The 18,637-nt window shown below is 44.2% G+C and carries 18 protein-coding genes; 13 read left to right on the forward strand and 5 right to left on the reverse strand.

Translation table 11 applies throughout. The annotated features are described in order from the left end of the window. The first annotated feature begins 5 nt into the window (after positions 1-5). From BCU75_RS07540 to BCU75_RS07575, 8 genes are all read left to right on the forward strand, one after another. Positions 6-542 carry a hypothetical protein gene (locus tag BCU75_RS07540; protein WP_076676423.1) on the forward strand — a complete coding sequence of 179 codons (537 nt, stop codon included), beginning with the start codon at positions 6-8 and terminating at the stop codon, positions 540-542. After that, positions 539-1,567: a hypothetical protein gene (locus BCU75_RS07545; RefSeq protein WP_102473410.1), complete on the forward strand. Its 1,029-nt coding sequence runs from the start codon at positions 539-541 to the stop codon at positions 1,565-1,567. The genes BCU75_RS07540 and BCU75_RS07545 overlap by 4 nt, the downstream gene beginning before the upstream one ends. 64 nt (positions 1,568-1,631) lie before the next feature. Continuing rightward, on the forward strand, positions 1,632-2,699 hold the full coding sequence (locus BCU75_RS07550) for an AAA family ATPase (protein ID WP_102473411.1): 1,068 nt from the start codon (positions 1,632-1,634) through the stop codon (positions 2,697-2,699). Continuing rightward, positions 2,696-3,640: a DUF58 domain-containing protein gene (locus BCU75_RS07555; protein WP_102473412.1), complete on the forward strand. Its 945-nt coding sequence runs from the start codon at positions 2,696-2,698 to the stop codon at positions 3,638-3,640. The genes BCU75_RS07550 and BCU75_RS07555 overlap by 4 nt, the downstream gene beginning before the upstream one ends. Continuing rightward, on the forward strand, positions 3,630-4,148 hold the full coding sequence (locus BCU75_RS07560) for a DUF4381 domain-containing protein (protein WP_102473413.1): 519 nt from the start codon (positions 3,630-3,632) through the stop codon (positions 4,146-4,148). The genes BCU75_RS07555 and BCU75_RS07560 overlap by 11 nt, the downstream gene beginning before the upstream one ends. Next, positions 4,141-5,196, forward strand: a complete 1,056-nt coding sequence (locus BCU75_RS07565; RefSeq protein WP_102473414.1) for a VWA domain-containing protein — start codon at positions 4,141-4,143, stop codon at positions 5,194-5,196. The genes BCU75_RS07560 and BCU75_RS07565 overlap by 8 nt, the downstream gene beginning before the upstream one ends. Next, the gene (locus BCU75_RS07570; protein ID WP_241905360.1) at positions 5,193-6,788 is read left to right on the forward strand and encodes a vWA domain-containing protein; all 1,596 of its coding nucleotides are present in this window, start codon (positions 5,193-5,195) and stop codon (positions 6,786-6,788) included. Before BCU75_RS07565 ends, BCU75_RS07570 begins: the two co-directional genes overlap by 4 nt. Beyond that, positions 6,775-8,127 (forward strand): BatD family protein, encoded by a 1,353-nt coding sequence (locus tag BCU75_RS07575; protein WP_102473415.1) that lies wholly within the window; start codon positions 6,775-6,777, stop codon positions 8,125-8,127. Before BCU75_RS07570 ends, BCU75_RS07575 begins: the two co-directional genes overlap by 14 nt. Before the next feature lie 76 nt (positions 8,128-8,203). Here the strand turns inward: BCU75_RS07575 and BCU75_RS07580 are convergent, their stop codons facing one another. Both BCU75_RS07580 and BCU75_RS07585 read right to left on the reverse strand, forming a co-directional pair. Further along, positions 8,204-9,112 (reverse strand): urea transporter, encoded by a 909-nt coding sequence (locus BCU75_RS07580; RefSeq protein WP_102473416.1) that lies wholly within the window; start codon positions 9,110-9,112, stop codon positions 8,204-8,206. A gap of 70 nt (positions 9,113-9,182) precedes the next feature. After that, positions 9,183-9,842 carry a pyridoxamine 5'-phosphate oxidase family protein gene (locus BCU75_RS07585; RefSeq protein WP_102473417.1) on the reverse strand — a complete coding sequence of 220 codons (660 nt, stop codon included), beginning with the start codon at positions 9,840-9,842 and terminating at the stop codon, positions 9,183-9,185. A gap of 90 nt (positions 9,843-9,932) precedes the next feature. Here BCU75_RS07585 and BCU75_RS07590 point away from each other — a divergent pair, with 90 nt between their 5' ends. Then, positions 9,933-11,390: a PLP-dependent aminotransferase family protein gene (locus tag BCU75_RS07590; protein WP_102473418.1), complete on the forward strand. Its 1,458-nt coding sequence runs from the start codon at positions 9,933-9,935 to the stop codon at positions 11,388-11,390. A 69-nt stretch (positions 11,391-11,459) separates the two neighbouring features. On the opposite strand, the gene yjeH is transcribed toward BCU75_RS07590, so the two are convergent. Continuing rightward, positions 11,460-12,725, reverse strand: a complete 1,266-nt coding sequence (yjeH, locus tag BCU75_RS07595; protein WP_102473419.1) for an L-methionine/branched-chain amino acid transporter — start codon at positions 12,723-12,725, stop codon at positions 11,460-11,462. A gap of 244 nt (positions 12,726-12,969) precedes the next feature. On the opposite strand from yjeH, the gene BCU75_RS07600 reads away from it, so the two are divergent. From BCU75_RS07600 to BCU75_RS07610, 3 genes are all read left to right on the forward strand, one after another. Further along, positions 12,970-13,431: an Lrp/AsnC family transcriptional regulator gene (locus BCU75_RS07600; protein WP_102473601.1), complete on the forward strand. Its 462-nt coding sequence runs from the start codon at positions 12,970-12,972 to the stop codon at positions 13,429-13,431. Next, entirely contained in the window at positions 13,425-14,372 is a 948-nt protein-coding gene (locus tag BCU75_RS07605) for a LysR family transcriptional regulator (protein WP_102473420.1), read from the forward strand. Before BCU75_RS07600 ends, BCU75_RS07605 begins: the two co-directional genes overlap by 7 nt. Before the next feature lie 99 nt (positions 14,373-14,471). Beyond that, positions 14,472-15,086, forward strand: a complete 615-nt coding sequence (locus BCU75_RS07610; RefSeq protein ID WP_102473421.1) for a LysE family translocator — start codon at positions 14,472-14,474, stop codon at positions 15,084-15,086. A gap of 117 nt (positions 15,087-15,203) precedes the next feature. On the opposite strand, the gene BCU75_RS07615 is transcribed toward BCU75_RS07610, so the two are convergent. Both BCU75_RS07615 and BCU75_RS07620 read right to left on the reverse strand, forming a co-directional pair. Further along, entirely contained in the window at positions 15,204-16,367 is a 1,164-nt protein-coding gene (locus tag BCU75_RS07615; RefSeq protein ID WP_102473422.1) for an alpha/beta hydrolase, read from the reverse strand. Between the two features lie 53 nt (positions 16,368-16,420). Then, entirely contained in the window at positions 16,421-16,651 is a 231-nt protein-coding gene (locus tag BCU75_RS07620; RefSeq protein ID WP_102466353.1) for a hypothetical protein, read from the reverse strand. A gap of 275 nt (positions 16,652-16,926) precedes the next feature. Between BCU75_RS07620 and hcp the strand changes: the two genes are divergently transcribed. Continuing rightward, positions 16,927-18,588 (forward strand): hydroxylamine reductase, encoded by a 1,662-nt coding sequence (gene hcp / locus BCU75_RS07625; protein WP_102473423.1) that lies wholly within the window; start codon positions 16,927-16,929, stop codon positions 18,586-18,588. Positions 18,589-18,637 lie beyond the last annotated feature (49 nt).

Raw genomic sequence — 18,637 nt, forward strand, 5'->3', positions numbered from 1 at the left:
ACGTAATGAAATTAAAAACTGCTGTGTTACTCGTCGCTGCATTTATTAGCCAAACGGCTACCGCTCAAACTGATGAAGCTTTGTCTACAGACTCTCTATTCAACCAGACGTCGGTAAAAGCTGTAATTGATATGGCTTTCCGCACTAAAAGTGAACGCTATACTGAATTTGCTACGCTGTTTAATCTTTGTCAAAAGTTGCCTAAAAACCCTCAATGTGGTGAAAAATACGAAGCAAAGCGCACAAGCTACGAGGTAGCAAAAGCGAATCACGATGTACTACTCATGACCAACAATCCTCAATTTATTGCTTTGATGATGCCGCCATCTAACTACGACGAAGTCGTTACTGCTTTAAAAACATTAGGTTATTTGAAGAAAAACCAAGGAAATGTTGAATACGCCCAAACACTGGATGCTTTGAATCAATGGCTTGTATTGCATAACTTTTCTAAAACAGAAGACATTTACCTCATGCATGCTCTTTTGGTGAGGGCTGAAGAGTTATCTCAGCAATTACAAATAGAGCGTCACTCAGTATGAACAACCGGTTAGTTAATGGCAGAGCTACGGTGTTCATCATTATTGGAATACTGTTTAGTGTGCCGTCTGCGTTATCTTTAGCTGCAGATGTTCAACTTTTAGGTGATTCAGGTAGTCAAGTTATCGCTGTCTCTGAACAACGCGAACAGTTGCTAGCCGAATATTCGCAAGATGAATCGTTAACTCTAGACCAACGTATCGCAGCAACTGTCAATTTAGGGATGTATTACGGCCCTAATTCAATTATCGCAGTGGCGCGAGCATCACGATCTGAATTTCCCCAAATGCGCTTGGCTGCGATACAAGCGGCAGAGCAATGGCAGGGGAAAGCCAAGTGGGATGTGGTTGCACCAATGCTAAACGATGTTGACCGTGATGTAGAAGCGCAGGCAGTTCGGACATTGGTTGTACTCTGGCCACAGCTTGCCGGTGAATATTTAGAGCGTTTAAGCCCTGCAACCGAAAAGCACCTTTCATTATTAGCTAATGACTTGAATGGTAACTTAGAGCGAGCTTGGATTTATACATTGCAGAACAAACACCGAGAGGCTGAATCGATTTACTCGGGCTTATTCGAATCTCATAAACAACCTAGAGTTGCTATCGCTTATGCAGAGTATCTGAAAAGTATTGATGACGATGAACGCGCTCAAGCGATCTTAAAACAAACGCTACTGGAGTCTCCTACTTCAGCGATGTTGCACTATAGCCTTGGGTTGTCTTACTTACGCTCTAGTGAAAGCGCGATGGCATTGGGCCATTTAAAAGAAGCTTATGAACTTGAGCCGACTAGCGGTTCATATGGATATATTTACGCAACTGTGGTTCGAGAAACAGACGCTGAAACCGCGATCAGTGTTTATAGAACTATTTATAAAAACCATGCTCAACCCACCTACTTATACGCTTTGTGTGAAACCTTGTTAAGTTCGGGTAAAGATGCTGATGAGTGTCTCACCGAACTTGAAGTTGTCGCACCCCAAGATGTTGTATCAAAACTAAAAAAAATCTATCTGCCAAATTAAAATGACGTAGGTCTCCCTTATGAAGGAGATCTGCGTATTTAGGCAAGCCCTACAAGGTAACGTTATGTCTACAGATACTCGATCAATCATTTGCCAACTCATTGAACAGACGAATCATTCCATTATCGGCCAAGCTCATGTCACTCAATCGATGATGATTGCATTGCTGACGGGAGGACACATTCTATTGGAAGGCCTTCCGGGTACAGCGAAAACTCGAGCCGCTAAAATATTGTCTGAACGGTTAAACCTCGCTTTCAGCCGTGTCCAATTTACGCCTGATCTGCTTCCTTCAGATGTCACGGGCACGCAGATTTATCATCAAGAACAGACGAAGTTGACGTTCCAAGCTGGGCCCATTTTCAGCTCTATGGTGTTGGCGGATGAAATTAATAGAGCACCCGCCAAGGTTCAGGCCGCACTTTTAGAAGCGATGGCAGAAGGTACAGTGACGGTTGCCGGTGAAACGATGTCGCTACCAGAGCCATTTTTAGTCATCGCAACGCAGAATCCGGTTGAACAGGAAGGAACCTATCCGCTACCAGAAGCGCAGATGGATCGTTTCATGATGAAGGTAAACGTTGACTATCCAGATCGAGAATCTGAAATGTTAATCATTGACTTGGTTCGCCAAGAGGAACTTGGATCCATCAATGGCGAAGAGAAAGAAACGACAGACGCAGAAAGTGATACGGACATTGATACGAATGCGCGAGAACAACATGAATCTGAACTACTACACGCGGCATTTGAAGGCTGTGCTCAGCATATCGCTGATGGTAAAGAAGCAGTAAAACGAATCCATACATCGCAACCCATCAAGCAATACATTGTTGATCTTGTTATGGCGACACGATTCCCACATTTGTATCCAGATTCTAATTTGGACAAGTGGATTGATGTTGGAGTCAGTCCTCGTGCATCCATTGCTTTGGACAAATGCAGCCGCGCACATGCGTGGCTCGCAGGGCGCGATTACGTCACTCCCGATGATGTGAGAACCGTCGTTGTTTCGGTGTTAGGCCATCGAATTACCCCAAGTTTTGATGCCTTATCGAATTCGGTGAGTACTGAGCAAATCGTTGATGAGCTGTTGCTCAATGTGCCTCTTTCTAGGAAGTGTTGGTTATGAATCCATTTGATGACGCAAGAGTCGTTACCTCTTTTGAATCTCTGATGGCGATGAAATTGAAATCGACAGGTTTCTCTTTGCCGCCAATGGCTAAAAGTCGTTCTCGACAAGCCGGTAACTATTTATCTCGTTACCGTGGTCGAGGGCTTAACTTTGAAGAGTTTCGTCATTATCAAATGGGAGACGACATTCGCAGCATCGACTGGAATGTGACACAACGAATGCGCGAGCCCTATGTCAGAGTTCAAAGTGAAGAGAAAGATTTACCCGTGGTGTTGCTTATCGATCAGCGCAGTAGCATGTTTTTTTCTTCGGTCGATACAATGAAATCGGTAGCGGCAGCTCAGGTCGCTGCTTGCTGCGCTTGGAAAGTTTCAAAAGACGGAGACCGCATCGGCGCGTTGATCTTCTCAAATGATCAGCTGCACTGGCATAAACCTCAGCGTCATCCGGCTCATGTTTCTCGAATCATCCAGTCTTTGGCATCGGCGAATCAAGCTCTGTCTCGTCCAGATGACAAGGACAAAAACCGTGTTCATTCGGGGCTATCGGATGCTTTAACAAAGCTGATTAAGCAAAAGTTGAAAGGCTGTTTGATTGTGATGATAAGTGATTTTAATGATGCGAAAGAACAAGATGTTCAGCGGATAAAATGGCTAAAACAGCACAATGATTTGATGGGAGTTGCGGTGAATGATCCTATGGAATTTGAGCTTCAATTCTCTCAGCCTATCCATATCAGTGATGGTGAGTGGCAGCTCTTGGCTGATACTTCGCTAAACCAGAAACTTCATCGGTACAACCAAATGACACAACAAGGATATCAAGACATACATCAGCTGATGAGCGCTGGTGGCATTGATGTTGTTAGGTTAGATACCTCTGGTCATCACATTGCTGATTTTGTCAAAAAAATGAGTGGGGGCTACCGTGTCAGATAATCGAATGTTACTCAAAGGTTTCATCGATCCTGTGGCGAATATTGACGTCAGTTGGCTTCCATCGACGGTTGGTTGGAAAGTCGTCTTCATTTTAACGATGAGCTGGGTTGTTTGGAAATCGTTCCAATTCTTACGCATTTATAAAGCCAATAAGTATCGCCGTGTGGCTGTGCGAACGATTAATGCAAGTCGAGGTAATGTGGAGGGGAATGCGAAAGGTAGTGATGAATTACAACAAGAACTGCGTAGGATTAACCGCGTAGTAAAGCGAGTGGCTTGTTGCTCCTATCCAAAGAGTAAGGTTGCTATGCTCAGTGGTGATGAATGGAGCGAGTTTCTCACTGATTCTTCACTGGGGGCCGTTTTTAATCACGCGCTATTAAGCCAATGGCAAAATGATATTTACAAGGCCTCATCGGATTATGACTGGACTGATAGAGAATTAAGCGAGATACGAACAAGTTCTGTTGTCTGGATTAAAACTCATACGAGGGCTTCAAATGATTGAATTTGAATATCTTTGGGCCTTCTTGTTACTGCCCTTACCGATTTTGGTTTACCTTTTTGCCCCAAGTCATCAAGTTCCACAAGTAGCACTCAAAGTGCCTTTTTTTGATGCGCTGATATCAAGCTTAGGGCTGAATGCAGATAAAGGTTCGAATCAACTAAAAGCGGGTATTTGGCAACGTTCTTCTGTGCTTCTTGGATGGTTATTGGTGGTCTCTGCCGCAGCAAAACCCGTTTGGTTAGGCCCAGAGGAAACCCGAGATTTGGCCGGACGGGATGTGATGATAGTTCTGGATCTATCTGGTTCTATGGCAACGGATGATTTCTCTAATCGCGCGGGTGAACAAGTGACGCGTTTAGCGGCTTCAAAAACGGTATTGAATACGTTCAGCCAAAAGAGAGAAGGGGATCGGTTAGGTCTAATCGTGTTCGGAGATTCGGCTTTTTTGCAATCACCTTTCACGGTCGATCATTCGGCATGGCTTGCGCTACTTGATGAAACTGAACCTGCGATGGCCGGGCAAAGTACACACTTGGGTGATGCGATCGGCTTAGGTATCAAAACCTTTCTGTCAGAAAAGCAACCGGAAGACACTCGACAACAACCTGATCTCGATACCGTTGAACGGTTTAATCGTAATCATCTGATGATTGTACTCACGGATGGCAATGATACAGACAGCTTAGTTCCACCCATTGATGCGGCTAAAGTTGCAGCGGCACACGGTATTAAAATTCATCTTGTGGCGATGGGTAGCCCCAATACGTCAGGTGAACAAGCCATAGATATAGATGTTATTGATACTGTCGCCAAGTTAACGGGAGGGCGCAGCTTTTTAGCGATGTCGCCTACGGAGCTAGACAAAGTATACGACACGATAAATGAGCTTGAACCGAGTGTATTTGAAAGTTACCGATACCAACCTAAGCAAAGCCTTCATTACTTGCCTTTACTCATCGCATTTGTTTATCACCTGCTGTTCATGATAGTTCGCACCATCTTGAATCTTTACACCAAGTCATCGGCTCATAATATGGAGCAAATATGATAGGAAACTTCCATTTTTTGCGACCTGAATGGCTATTGCTCATTGTGCCATTGTTCGCTGTATTATTGATCAATTGGCGTCGGAGCCAGAAGCGACATTCATGGGTCACGCACCTACCGAAGCACTTGTCTGATGCTTTGCGAGTGGGTGAATCGTCTCGGATTAAGCATCTTCCTATCTTGTTGCTGGGTGTCATTGGAATCATCTCGGTCGTGGTAGGTGCAGGACCAAGTTGGTATCGACAATCGTCGCCCTTTGCTGAAGACACTACGCCTTTAGTCGTTGTGCTTGATGTTTCCGAGTCAATGCTGCAGCAAGACGTTGCTCCAAGTCGGTTGTTTCGAGCGAAGAAAAAGATAGCTGAGTTAATCGACCTACAAGGAAAAGGGAAAACGGCTTTGGTCGTTTACTCAGGTACTGCGCACTTAGCGATGCCTTTGACGCAAGATATTGAGGTGTTCACGCCCTTGTTGGACGCAATTCAGCCCAATGTGATGCCAAGGGAAGGTAAGTTTGCTGAATATACTTTGCCTGTTATCAATAAACTGATATCAGAAACGGATATGGCCACAGTATTACTGGTGACAGACGCTGTTAACCAACAAGCGTATCGCAGCTATCAAGATTATTTCAATGAAACAGGACATCAACTACTTATTTATGGGGTTGGTAATTCAGATGTTCCATCACCGTTGCCAATGGAAGCTAAAAAACTGTCGAGTTTAGCCAGTGCGGTGCATGGGGACTTTATTGCTTTCACACAAGATGACCAAGATATCCAAGACTTAAGTGGACAGATCACGTCTTTTGCTGAACTGTCCGCTGATCAAGCGGAACCTTGGTTTGACGCCAGCTATCCTTTGGTGTGGTTGGTTTTGGTGCCTTATTTACTGTGGTTTAGAAAAGGTTGGTTGGTTCAATGGTGCTTCGTTGCATCGGTATTTTATAGTGCTGTTTACAGTCCGAACTTGTATGCCGCCGAGTTTTCGTTGGCCGACATCTGGCTAACAAAAGATCAGCAGGGTGCTTTGTATTATCGAGAGCAAGACTATCAGCAAGCGGCACAAGTTTTTGACAATGAATATTGGAAAGCAACGGCCTACTATCAAGCTGGAGAATATGAAGTTGCACAACAATTTTACATGCGCAGTGACACCTTGCAGAGTCAATTAGGTGCGGCGGCCTCGTTGGTCAATCTAAAAGAGTTTGTTGCTGCAAGATCGTTATACCGAGATATTTTGGAACAATTTCCAGGGCAACAAGAAGCACGCCACAATCTAAAAATAGTAGAAGACGTGATTGCTTACATTGATAATTTTACCGATGGGCAATCCGAAAGTAGTGAGCGCCAAGTGAGCCGAGAAAATGGTGATAAGCCGAAGCGGTCCGAGGGTGTTGAACAGCAAGTTGAACAAGACCAAGTGATTCAAGAAGTACTATCGGCTGAAGATATATTGAATGATCCTCGAGCCAATGATAAATGGATGAAACGTGTTCAAAGTGATTTGTCTAACTTCATTACCACTAAGTTCGCGTTGCAGCACCAACAGGGGCTATCCAATAAAACGGAGTGGAACGATGTTTCAAAGTAGGTCAATTCAGCTTTTGTGTTTGGTTATTAACCTAGTGAGTCATTGTGCTTATAGCCAGCCTTCAGCTCACAGCCAAAATCCTGTTTACAGCTCAAACCCTGTTTATAACCAAGAAACGGTTTATAGCCAAAAAACGGTTTATAACGAGCAGCTAGCTTCGCTCTATGAACAAGGCAATGTGAAACTTAATGCTTGGCTGAGTCATGCCAGTTCGGATATTGCAGTGCATGAGCAGGTCACTCTCAATATCGAAGTGATGACCGATACATGGTTCACTCAAGGCACCAAGGTGCATCGTGTCGAAGTGGATAATGCGGTCGTGTTGCCGATCAGCTCGTTTGCCGTCAATTCTACAGTGCGTATTGATGGGAAGGTTTACTCCAGCCAGCTTTGGGAGATCGTGCTTTACCCACTGCAGAGCGGAGAGTATCTAATCCCGCCAGTCGCGCTTGAAGTTGGGGTAAAGCAGGGACGCAATAGTGTCGAAGGGATTGTGATGACCAAAGCATTGTCTTTTGACGTACATAAGCCGTCGGTCAATATGATGCCTGTTCGAAAATGGTTAACCGGAAAAGAAGCCAAGATCGAAGAGAAATGGACATTTATCTCTCAGAATGAACAGTCGCAAAGTCTAGAAGGTAAGCTCAAAGTGGGTGATGCCATTACTCGTGAAATTACGCTATCAGCACAAGATACGATCAGTATGCTTTTGCCTGAAGTTGTCGTGCGACCGGATACCTCAGAAAATGAATTTTTGTTTTATCGCGAATCAACAAAATACAATGACAGCGAGCAAAGAGGGGTACGTCAGGCACAAAGCTTTGAGAAAGTGACTTATATCGTTAATAGCGCGGGTGACGTCACGATTCCTGCTATTCGTATATTTTGGTGGGATTCTGAATCTCAAATAGAAAAAAAACTCATCCTTCCAGAGCAACGCTTGGATGTATCACACACGTTTACGTCTCTTCTAAAAGAGTACAAAGTGGAAATTAGCGTAAGTATTGGTTTTCTCTTATTGGTGGTTTTTGGGTGTGTTTCTTTTTATCGGTTCGTTAAAACTCAACCAAATAACAAATGGGTTTCTTTAGCTCGCGCCACCTATAACAAAGATATCGTTTTATATGAAACGGCGGTGTATCAGATTTTACTGGTGCATTTTCAACGCAGGGTGTTGGCTATAAATCAAGAATCAGTCGAGGGTATTGGGTTGATATGGCGAAAATATCAAAAAAGCGCAATGAGAGAGCAACTGGTGAACGGTGATTGCTCACGATTTCTTTTAGCAAAAACGCTGTTAACGCTGCTCATTTCGGCTAGGGCTTCTCATGCTGGCTAGAGCTACTCGTGTTGGCTAAAGCTACTCATGTCTGCTAGATCTAATTATGTCGGATAGAACAGGCAATGGAGCGTCGTTAACTTGAAAATTGTCTATTTATCCATCGGGATAGATAGACGATGGCCCAAGCACTGATAATAAATGGGGCGGTGAGCGGCAATAAAGAGAAAGTATGAAAGCCTAATGTGATGAGACAAGTAAAAAGGATACCAACAACAATCAATGGCCAAGTAATCTGTTGATAGAGAACGAGCGCTAAAGTCACCAATACGGCATTGTAACCATACAACCCTTGCTCTAGGTATTCATTTGGAACGCCAATCATATTGCTAAATAAGGTACTAATAACAACCGCAGTAACCACCCACATCGCATGCTTGGCGCTGTTGAACGCGACGGCAAACAACATGACTAACCCCGATAGTTCATTGTTGATAAAGCTAACTTGGCTTATGCCCTTGAGAAACGGTATTACGGTACTTGGTGGCTGGAACCAGTCACATAAATCATTCTTTGAAATTGTGATTAAGCTTGATGGGGTAGTTGAAGCATCAAAGATCGCGAAATTGAATATTGCGTAGATTAAGTAGATCAACCAAGACACGAGCACGAAGGCGCTGGTGTAACCTCGATAAACTTTGAATCGAAACACGATATGAGCAAGAGGTACGGTAAGCAGTGCGCCAACTGCGGTAACCAAGATTAACCACGGCGTCACACCAAAAAAATTGCCAATGAACAAAGCAACGAGTGCGCCGTTTAAAGCATACAATCCATTATCGATATTTAGTGTGGGTTTGTTGGTGTATTTGGCTAGCCAGTAGCTACAAGCTGCGCCGAATAAGGTAAGAACGGCCAGTGAAAGCGATTCAAGCGTAATGGCAAATAATAGCAAAAGAGACGTTATGACAGAGGGCGTGAAATAGACTTGCCCAATACCATTGAGCAAGCCTTGAAGTGGGAGAATGTCCTTATTCTTCTGCATTTTCTGACTATGTTGAATTTTTGATAAGTAAGATTGTATACAATTTTATCGCGTTGACCATTATAGAAGACTAATTCTGATACCAACGTTCGCCATAGGCTGCTTGGTAATCCGGCTTGTCGACAAGGCCTTCTTGCTCTGGAACCGTTTCTAATGGCCCTACGACCGTTCGATAAGGCAACACGCCCGCCCATACTGGGATATCCATATCAACTTTATCGTCATTCACTCCATGTTTACCAATCTTCACGGAGGCTTCCGTTAAAGGTATCGCCAATAGCTCGGTCGCGGTGAGCTCTTTCTCATTACTGAGCCTGACTTCATCGGTTCTTCCCGGCGCGATTTTCTCAATAAAGATATTCAACAAGCGATCCTTTTCTTGGTTGTCATCGATGACTGAAAATGACCCCAACACCACAGCAGAACGATAATGCGCACTATGATGAAATGCCGAACGAGCTAACACCCAACCATCGAACAAAGTGAACGTTAAACAGGTTGGCTCTCCTTTTTTTAAGCCTTTCAACAAGCGGCTGTTTTTTGCGCCATGGATGTAGACCATATCATCCACTCGCCACGCGAGCATAGGGATAACCATCGGGCCTTGTTCACCTTCTAGTGCAATGTGCGCGATTAAGCTTTCATCAATGATTTGATGCAGTTTTTCTTGTTCAAATACGGCTTTGTGAGCCCCTTTTTTAATCGTGGTTCTTTTCGTGTTAGATAACATAATCGCTCCTTAATCATTGCCTTTTGATTAATGTAGCGATTAACTGGTCTATTAAATAGGGCCACTTTTAAACACTATTTGGATCCAGTTATGCAGCCTATTGATGTCGGTGATCTACAGTTAGACGAACAACACGAGACGCGCCAAACCGCCTTGTTTCACGCGATCAGAGAGAAGATCGTCCAAGATTTATGGAGCAAAGGCAGTAAGTTACCTTCAACGCGTAAGTTGGCGCTTGAGTTGTCGGTGAGCCGAAATACGGTAATTTACGCGTATGAACAACTGGTCACCGAAGGTTATATCGAGAGTAAACAAGGTTCAGGCTTTTATGTGTCGGTTGAGCAGCCAGAACACTTCCTAAGTTTGCCTCAGCCGAAGCGTGTTCAGGATGTACAGGTTAAGCACGTGGTAAGTCAACCGAGCGCAAACATAGCCACGCCTAACGACATTAACCGCAGCTTTGCCCCCGGAGTTCCTGATTTAGATGCATTCCCTTTTGCTAAGTGGCAGAGGCTATTACAACGTCACTCTACGCGTCAGAACATTGCGGGCAATCAAGACGTTCAAGGAAGTCTAGCCTTGAGGGAAGCGCTCAGCGGTTACCTAGCGAGCAGTCGCTCGGTTCATTGCAGTGCCGATAGAATCATCATCACCGCAGGTGCGCAGCAGGCAATCTCCATAGGTTTGATGGCAACGTTAGCGATGGGCGACAAAATTCTTGTGGAAGAACCCGGCTACCGACAAGTGCATAAAATCATCGATCTGTTGAGGCTAGAGCTAGACGGTGTGAGTGTGCGTGAAAAGGCGGGGCTAGATATTGAAAAAGTGCTGTCCAGTAATGCTAAGGCTCTCTATGTCACGCCGAGTAACCAATACCCGATGGGAACGACGCTTAATACTGAACAACGCCTCAAATTGATCGACTGGGCCAATAAACATCAGTCTTGGATCGTTGAGGATGATTACGACAGTGAGTTTCAGTTTGCTCACCGCCCTTATACCAGCATGCAAGGCTTGGCGGGAAAGTTAGGGTTCGATGATCGCATCATCTATGTCGGTTCCCTGAGTAAGGTGATGTTCAATGGCCTTCGACTAGGTTATTTGGTGGTGCCAGAAAGTCTGGTGGCGAAGTGTCTTGAGATTAAAGATGCGCTCACTGGAGACACGGCGTCACATACACAAGAAGCGCTGGCGGATTTTGTTCGCGAAGGCGATTTATTGCGTCATATTAGAAAGATGCGTCGTTCTTACAAACTCAAATACGAAGCGATGATCGAGGCTATTAATCTTGAATTCAGTGGTGATCTTGAGGTTATCAGTCAAGCTGCAGGGCTGCATGTGACGGTGAAGTGGTATCGCGGGATATCAGAACAAGAGTGGAGCCGTAGAGCGGATCAAGAAAATATTGTAATTAGACCGTTTGATTTTTATGAATACGGCTCGAGTGCTGCGCGTGATTGGAATGCCGTGGTATTGGGGTTCAGTAACATTCGTTTGGATGATATTAAGCCGAAGATCAAAGCGATCGCTCGGCTTTTTTATCAGTAGCGTTGTGGCTTTTATAAATAGTTGTCGGCATTAGTTGCATTAACTACATTAATGCATGAGGTTCTATGTTTATAGTTTGTCGATAGAAACCGTCGGCTTACCTAACCACTTGCGCCAAGGTAGTGACAATGTCACAAAAACAGTCACAGCATAGAGCATCGACCATCCAAGACAGATAAACACTAGAGTACATATAACCAAAGCTGCCATTGCTGTGTATCTCGACGTGCCGTTTAACAAGCGACAAGCCGCTAACATTGCAAGCAAGTAGACCAGAACAAAAATACCGTTAGCAAGCTTGAGAAAGAACTCTAGATCCAAATCCGACAGCTCTCCAATTACACACGAGATAAGCGCGATAAAGCCAATTGCCAAAGTTGGGTAAAGTGGTACACCACGTCGATTGAGCTTCGCCATTCTACTTTCCGGTCTGTGTTGGCGTGCTTGAGCCCATATCATGCGTGATAAGCTTTGAGTATAAAGGTTCAGGCTTGCAAAACATGCAAAGAACCCTAGAACGCTAATCACCGTTTTCAAGCCATTTCCAAATAATTGCTCAGTCACCCATGGGATTGAAGTTGCGTCAAACTCAGGTGAGCCGTACGCACCAATTTTGAGTATTACCACGGAACAAGCCCAATAGACGATGCCTGCGATAAAGCATCCGGCAATGATCGCGATGGGAAAATCACGTTGTGGGTTTTTAAACTCTTCACCCATGTGAGCAAAGGCTTCTATTCCAACAAAGCACCAAAACATAACCGCAAGCGCCGCGCCAAGTGACCAGACTGAATCTGATGTTATTGTCGGAATCGCAATATCAGCGGTGCCGATGTCGGCTTTCCATACAAAAGCACCAACCAAAGCAAAGATCGACAAAGCAATGATGGTTTGTAGTCGGCCAGAAGACTTACTGCCCATCAAATTGACGGCAATAAGCAGAGCGACGGTAAAGGACTGAGCGCCAAGTGGTGTGTCGAGTGGTGTTGGTAACAGTTGTTGAGCGAAGCCGCCTGCTAAGGCAATAGCTGCTGGAATGCCCACTGGAACAACACTGACGAATAACCACGCCACGCTAGTTTCTAACCGCTCACTAAAGGCCTGACGAACAAAATAAGCCGTGCCACCCGCATTGGGAAAACGCTTTCCCAATGATGCAAAGGTTAGGGCGATCGGACAAATGGCGATAAACAGAATTAACCAAGCTAACAGTGATAATTGCCCTGCGATTCCTGCTGCGATAGCTGGAATCATGAATAACCCGGTACCTAACAAAGTGGTCGAGAGTTGTCCGATTCCTGAGATCAGCGTGATTTCTTGTTTGAGTTGCGTCATTCGCTATCCTTGCTGGTGGTGCGGTGTTGTCGTTATTTAAAATGGAGGTGCAGAGTGCATACTCTGCACTGTGTTTGAAAGCATACATTGTCGCTATCAATAATACAGCTAGCGAAACGTCTTAAGACACCGTCATTTTAACGTTATTAACTTGATTGAACGTGAAAGTGTTGGCTGTTCTATCGAGGAGAATTGTGTCAAATTAGTCTCTATAAATAGAACAATAATGGAAGTTATCGTAATCATGGATAAGTTTGATCGCCAAATTTTAGATATCCTCAAAATTAACGCTCGATGCTCAGTGAGTGATATTGCTAGAGATGTGAGCCTTTCTCGCTCTGCAGTCAATGCCAGAATTAAGAAATTAGAAAACGATAAGGTGATTACAGGATACTGCGCGCAGATAGTAGAACCTGATCAAGCTAAGAACGTGAGCGCTTATATTACATTGAAGTTTGATCTATCGAGCAGCGACCATAGCTGTGAGTCTTACGCGAAACGTATCCAGAGTATTGATGGTGTTCAGTGCTGCCATTCGATCAGTGGAGAGACTGATATGATGTTGTACGTTGAAGTGGAGAGCATGGAACGCTTGAATCAAGTCCGCGATCAATTGCAAAGCTACTCAGACCTACGTCACCTCATGACGCATACGGTTTTGACTGAGTTTTTTAACAAGCAGAATTCGCAAGGTCGTTCATGTTAGGTAATATGAATTTAAATTTGCTGCGTTCTCTGCATGTGCTTCTTGAAGAGTGCCATGTAAGCCGAGCAGCACAGCGATTAAACATTACGCAGTCTGCGGTTAGCCGCCAACTTAATCAGCTACGAGATTTATGTGGTGATCCTCTTCTTGTTCGTGATGGCAACAAGCTGGTTCCTACCAATCGTGCTGTGTTGCTTAAAGGTAAGCTCGATGATTTGCTTGGTGAGTTTGACCACTTATTAGATGATAAACCCTTTAACCCACAAGACTGGCAAGGTGAGTTGGTGTTGTCTTCGAGTGACTATGTAGCTCAGTATATTCTTCCTGTGATTGTGTCTGAGGTATCGGCAGAAGCCCCAAACATTAATTTGGCGTATCGTTTGTGGCAGCCCAATTATCTTGAAGCACTGAACGAGTTGGGTATTCACTTAGCTTCGAGCATGTTTCCCAAAAAGCCAGAGCACGTATCGAGCATTAAGCTTGGTGAAGATAAGTCTGTATGCTTAATGCGCAAGTCTCACCCATTAGCTCAACAATCGACTTTGAGTGCAGAAGATATTGTTAACTACTCTCACATCAAAGTGACGGGTGGCGGAGATAAAGACAGCTACGCTGATATTGCATTGAAGAAACAAGGGCTCAAGCGCAGAGTCGCTTTGCAGGTTCCGTTTTTCTCGTCAGCAGGAACGGTATTGATGCAAGATGACTATCTGATGATCGTCCCTGAACATATAGCTTATAATTTGGGCCGACACCTCGATACTACTTATTTTTCTTTGCCGTTTGATACGGAAATGCATACATATTGGTTAATGTGGCACCCCAAGTACGACAACGACTCTGCTCACAAGTGGGCACGAGAGAAGGCATTCCAAGCTATGCAAAAGTCGAGTTACAATATCAGTATGACTTCAAATCATAAGTATGATGATAACCTTTGATTTCAAATAATACCTTCTGCGCATTATTGTAAGCATTAAGCATTAAATATTAAGTGTAGAGCGTTTAACTGGAACGCATGGTTTACTAGGAATGGAATGATGACAGTAACAATTTGGTTTTCTTTATTAGCGATCTGTTTGTTGGGTGCAATGTCCCCGGGCCCAAGTTTGGCAATGATCGCTAAGCATAGTTTGGCTGGTGGTCGTATGAATGGCCTCATAGCCGCTTGGTCACACGCAATGGGCATTGGCATTTATGCGTTCGCAACGATTGTCGGTTTAGCGGTGTTACTTGAACAATCTCCGATGCTGTTTAAAGGGATTAGTTTGGCGGGTGCTGTGTATCTGCTTTATCTCGGCGTGAATGCGTTGCGCTCAAAAGGCGGTGTCGCAGCGAAACTGGAAGCGGGTGAACGGATGAGCTATATGCAGTCTGCTCGTGAGGCTTTCTTGATCTCTATTTTGAGCCCAAAGATCGCGCTGTTCTTTATTGCATTGTTTAGCCAATTTGTTGCCTTAGGCAACGAACTTACCAATCAGGTCATTATTGTTTCAACGCCACTCATTGTTGACGGCCTTTGGTACACATTTATCACGTTGGTGTTGTCTAGCCCTCTGATCGTCGAGCGTATTCGTTCGAAAGCGCAGTTGATCGATCGACTTTCAGGTATCGTCTTGATTCTGCTGGCGGTTCGTGTTGTGTGGACGATTTAGTGACAGAAGCTCTTCTTTGATAAATGACTAACGAGATTCAATAAAAAAGGCTCAAGGGAATTATCCAATGAGCCTTTTTTATATTTGAAGAATAGTTTCTAGGGTGTCTAGGGCGTGCTAGCCAGTTGAGTTCAATACTGTATCGAGTTTCTTCATCGATTCAGAGAAGTAAGGGTTGTAAGTTAACCTAGCGTGGTTTTTCCCATCTTCTTGATATCCCCATGCGGAATACCAAATTTCACTCTCTTCAGCGCATTGTGCTTCAAACCCTTCCGCTTGTCCGTTCGAACATATCTTTTCACTACCATTAATACCGTAATACGGATTATTTGGTGAAAACAGTAAGCCCATATGGGAGCCGTTTGAGATTCGTTGTTCAGGGAGTTTCATGCTGTATTGAACCGATCTTGGGTCGTCGAGCTGTGTTTCTCCTTGCCAAACTAAGACATTGTTTGGGTTTGGCATCGAATTTGTAAATGCTTGCTGAACGAAGTTTGTGTCTATCACACTGTCGCCTTCACTCATCATAATGAATACAGGTTTATCGAAACTCTGGGATGCTAGATCGCTGCGAACGACCTTCGAAGTCTGGTAATAAACTGAAGCGCCATTCATTGGTAACGAGTTGTAACGCAATACATTGTCTTCTGGATCTTGATCCGCCCAAGTAACGAAGTAGCTAGCAAACCCTGCATATTTCACCGCAGAAGAACTGGGTTGAAAGGCGGGGGAGAACAACAATAGACCTTCGATATTTGAATCTTTGATAGCTTGCGAAGTCACAAGGTTAGCCCCAGTCGAATAGCCTCCAAGCCACACTGAATCATATTCTTGTTCTAATAGTTTCGTATGATGATCTACAACACCTTGCCAATCTTCTAAGCTAGGTTGCATTAAATCGCCTACACGACTTCCGTGACCGGGAAGTAATATCGTTCTTACCAGGTAACCTTGTTCAGCTAAATGCGTAGCAATGTCTTTGAATGAATATGGAGAATCGCCAAGTCCATGGACCAATAATACGGCTTTGCCATTCGGTGACGTGGGCTTGTATTCAGTTGGTGAGTTAAGCTGAACTTCAAGTTGTTTATCTTCGGTTATGAATACCCGGTTTTTTAGCAGCCAATCTTGAGTTTCATTGACGTAGGCTTTAAAGCTGTCTTGTTGATATTCAGGTAAGTTTGGTGATACTTCGTAAGCGGGTATTGATGTCTCGTTGGAGCAACCAACGAGACTTAAAGTCGTTAAGGCGAGCAGCGTTAGAATGGTATTTCTATGCATTTTTTAATGTTGTCTCTGTTGTGCTTTCACTATGTCTGAAACTAAAGTTTAGATTACTTTCTGCTTGAAAGGTCTTCATATTCGCCTTCAATAAAGCCAGAATCGCTGTTTGATGAGTGACGAGCGTTCATATGAGCGGCAAACCCCTGTTTCTTCATTTGATTTTGAATGCGTTTGCCCGTGATTAAAGCTGCAATAGCCAAAGGAATTGCGAGAATCAAGCTAGTGAATAGCGCCAATAGGCCAGTAAACAACGCAACAATCGTAACTAATATATTTTTCATGTTCATTCCTCTTTTTCTATGTTGTTACTATATCGCTTCTATTCTGAACGAAACATGAACACCGTTAATTAATCTCAGAGAGTCACTATGACACGGGTGTGTGTGGATTGAGGGCTTAGATGTAGTCATAATCACGCACTAAAAATATGGAATAAAATTAAAGTCAATAAAATCAGGTGCTTAAAAGTTGGCACGGTTGATGCTCTATAGGGTTTGGAATAAGTCACTGTAAGCAAAGCACTTACAGCTAATAAAAATTATTACTGGAGCCCCTCATGTTCTGTATTCAATGTGAACAAACGATTCAAACCCCAACCGTAAAAGGCTGTTCTTTCGCACAAGGTATGTGTGGTAAAACCTCGGAAGTATCTGACCTTCAAGACGTGTTGGTGCATTCTCTTCAAGGTGTATCTTTTTGGGCTAATTTAGGTCGCACTTGCGATATTATTGATACTGAAGTTGATGAGTGGGCGCCAAAAGCGTTTTTCGCAACATTGACTAACGTTAACTTCGACCCTGCTCGTATTATCGAATTCGCACAACAGTCTCACGAATTTAAGCAACGTTTAGAGCAGAAAGTTCGTGCAGCAGCAACGCTGATTGGTTTTGAAATCCCAGCGCTTTCTTCGGCTGCTCAGTTCGATCTTCCAACAGACTCTTCAGAGCTACTCGCTTTAGCACCACAAGCCGCTGTTAACCGTGGCCACGATTCTCAACACGAAGACGTAATTGGTCTTCGTCTTCTATGCCTTTACGGCCTAAAAGGTGCGGCAGCGTACATGGAGCACGCTCGTGTTCTTGGTCAAACTGACGATGCTATTTTTGCTGAATACCACGAAATCATGGCGTTCTTGGGTACAGATCCAACAGATCTTAAGCAATTGCTTGATACATCAATGCAGATTGGCTTGATGAACTACAAAGTCATGGAAATGTTGGACAAAGGCGAGACTGATACATTTGGTCACCCGCAACCAACAACAGTGAACGTGAAAACTAAGAAAGGTCACTGTATTCTTGTTTCTGGTCACGATCTGCATGATCTAGAAAAGATCCTTCAACAAACTGAAGGTAAAGGCATCAACGTTTACACTAACGGTGAGATGCTACCTGCACACGGTTACCCTGAACTAAACAAGTACCCACACCTTGCGGGTAACTACGGCAGCGCTTGGCAGAACCAGCAAAAAGAATTTGCGAACTTCCCTGGCGCAATCGTAATGACGTCAAACTGCCTGCTTAACCCTGATGTGGGTTCATACGCTGACCGTCTATACACTCGTAGCATCGTAGGTTGGCCTGGTGTGGCTCACCTTGAAGGTGATGATTTCAGTGCTGTAATCGACTGTGCACTCGCGCAAGAAGGCTTCAAGCACGACGAAATCGAACAGATGATTACTGTAGGCTTCGGTCGCAATGCATTGATGGCAGCGGCTCCTGCCGTTATTGAGCAAGTTAAAGAAGGCAACATCAAGCACTTCTTCCTAGTGGGTGGTTGTGATGGTGATAAATCAGAGCGTAGCTACTACACGGACTTCACAGCACAAGCACCAGAAGATTCAGTAATCCTGACACTTGCATGTGGTAAATTCCGTTTCAATAAGAACCAATTTGGTGACATTAACGGTATCCCACGCCTGTTAGATGTTGGCCAATGTAATGATGCTTACTCGGCGATTCAGCTTGCTATCGCACTGTCTCAAGAGTTTGATTGCGGTATCAACGAACTGCCGTTAACGCTAGTTCTATCTTGGTTCGAGCAAAAAGCGATTGTTATCCTGCTTACTTTGTTTGCTCTTGGCGTTAAAGGCATTTACACAGGCCCAACGGCACCTGCCTTCTTAACTGAAAACTTACTAAAGATTATGCAAGATGAGTTCGATATGCGTTCTATCTCAACGCCAGAACAAGATCTTAAAACAATCTTAGCGGCTTAATTTAAGCCAACCCAAGCCTCGTTGTTGTTTCGGTTCTTTCTAAGAACAT

Source organism: Vibrio splendidus, from assembly GCF_002873455.1.
GTDB lineage: Bacteria > Pseudomonadota > Gammaproteobacteria > Enterobacterales > Vibrionaceae > Vibrio > Vibrio splendidus_J.

What these genes read in the sequence shown, in the direction of transcription:
- BCU75_RS07540 (WP_076676423.1), top strand. Translation starts at nt 6, where the DNA reads ATGAAATTAAAAACTGCTGTGTTACTCGTCGCTGCATTTATTAGCCAA.
- BCU75_RS07545 (WP_102473410.1), top strand. Translation starts at nt 539, where the DNA reads ATGAACAACCGGTTAGTTAATGGCAGAGCTACGGTGTTCATCATTATT.
- BCU75_RS07550 (WP_102473411.1), top strand. Translation starts at nt 1,632, where the DNA reads ATGTCTACAGATACTCGATCAATCATTTGCCAACTCATTGAACAGACG.
- BCU75_RS07555 (WP_102473412.1), top strand. Translation starts at nt 2,696, where the DNA reads ATGAATCCATTTGATGACGCAAGAGTCGTTACCTCTTTTGAATCTCTG.
- BCU75_RS07565 (WP_102473414.1), top strand. Translation starts at nt 4,141, where the DNA reads ATGATTGAATTTGAATATCTTTGGGCCTTCTTGTTACTGCCCTTACCG.
- BCU75_RS07570 (WP_241905360.1), top strand. Translation starts at nt 5,193, where the DNA reads ATGATAGGAAACTTCCATTTTTTGCGACCTGAATGGCTATTGCTCATT.
- BCU75_RS07575 (WP_102473415.1), top strand. Translation starts at nt 6,775, where the DNA reads ATGTTTCAAAGTAGGTCAATTCAGCTTTTGTGTTTGGTTATTAACCTA.
- BCU75_RS07580 (WP_102473416.1), bottom strand. Translation starts at nt 9,112, where the DNA reads ATGCAGAAGAATAAGGACATTCTCCCACTTCAAGGCTTGCTCAATGGT.
- BCU75_RS07585 (WP_102473417.1), bottom strand. Translation starts at nt 9,842, where the DNA reads ATGTTATCTAACACGAAAAGAACCACGATTAAAAAAGGGGCTCACAAA.
- BCU75_RS07590 (WP_102473418.1), top strand. Translation starts at nt 9,933, where the DNA reads ATGCAGCCTATTGATGTCGGTGATCTACAGTTAGACGAACAACACGAG.
- yjeH (WP_102473419.1), bottom strand. Translation starts at nt 12,725, where the DNA reads ATGACGCAACTCAAACAAGAAATCACGCTGATCTCAGGAATCGGACAA.
- BCU75_RS07600 (WP_102473601.1), top strand. Translation starts at nt 12,970, where the DNA reads ATGGATAAGTTTGATCGCCAAATTTTAGATATCCTCAAAATTAACGCT.
- BCU75_RS07605 (WP_102473420.1), top strand. Translation starts at nt 13,425, where the DNA reads ATGTTAGGTAATATGAATTTAAATTTGCTGCGTTCTCTGCATGTGCTT.
- BCU75_RS07610 (WP_102473421.1), top strand. Translation starts at nt 14,472, where the DNA reads ATGACAGTAACAATTTGGTTTTCTTTATTAGCGATCTGTTTGTTGGGT.
- BCU75_RS07615 (WP_102473422.1), bottom strand. Translation starts at nt 16,367, where the DNA reads ATGCATAGAAATACCATTCTAACGCTGCTCGCCTTAACGACTTTAAGT.
- BCU75_RS07620 (WP_102466353.1), bottom strand. Translation starts at nt 16,651, where the DNA reads ATGAAAAATATATTAGTTACGATTGTTGCGTTGTTTACTGGCCTATTG.
- hcp (WP_102473423.1), top strand. Translation starts at nt 16,927, where the DNA reads ATGTTCTGTATTCAATGTGAACAAACGATTCAAACCCCAACCGTAAAA.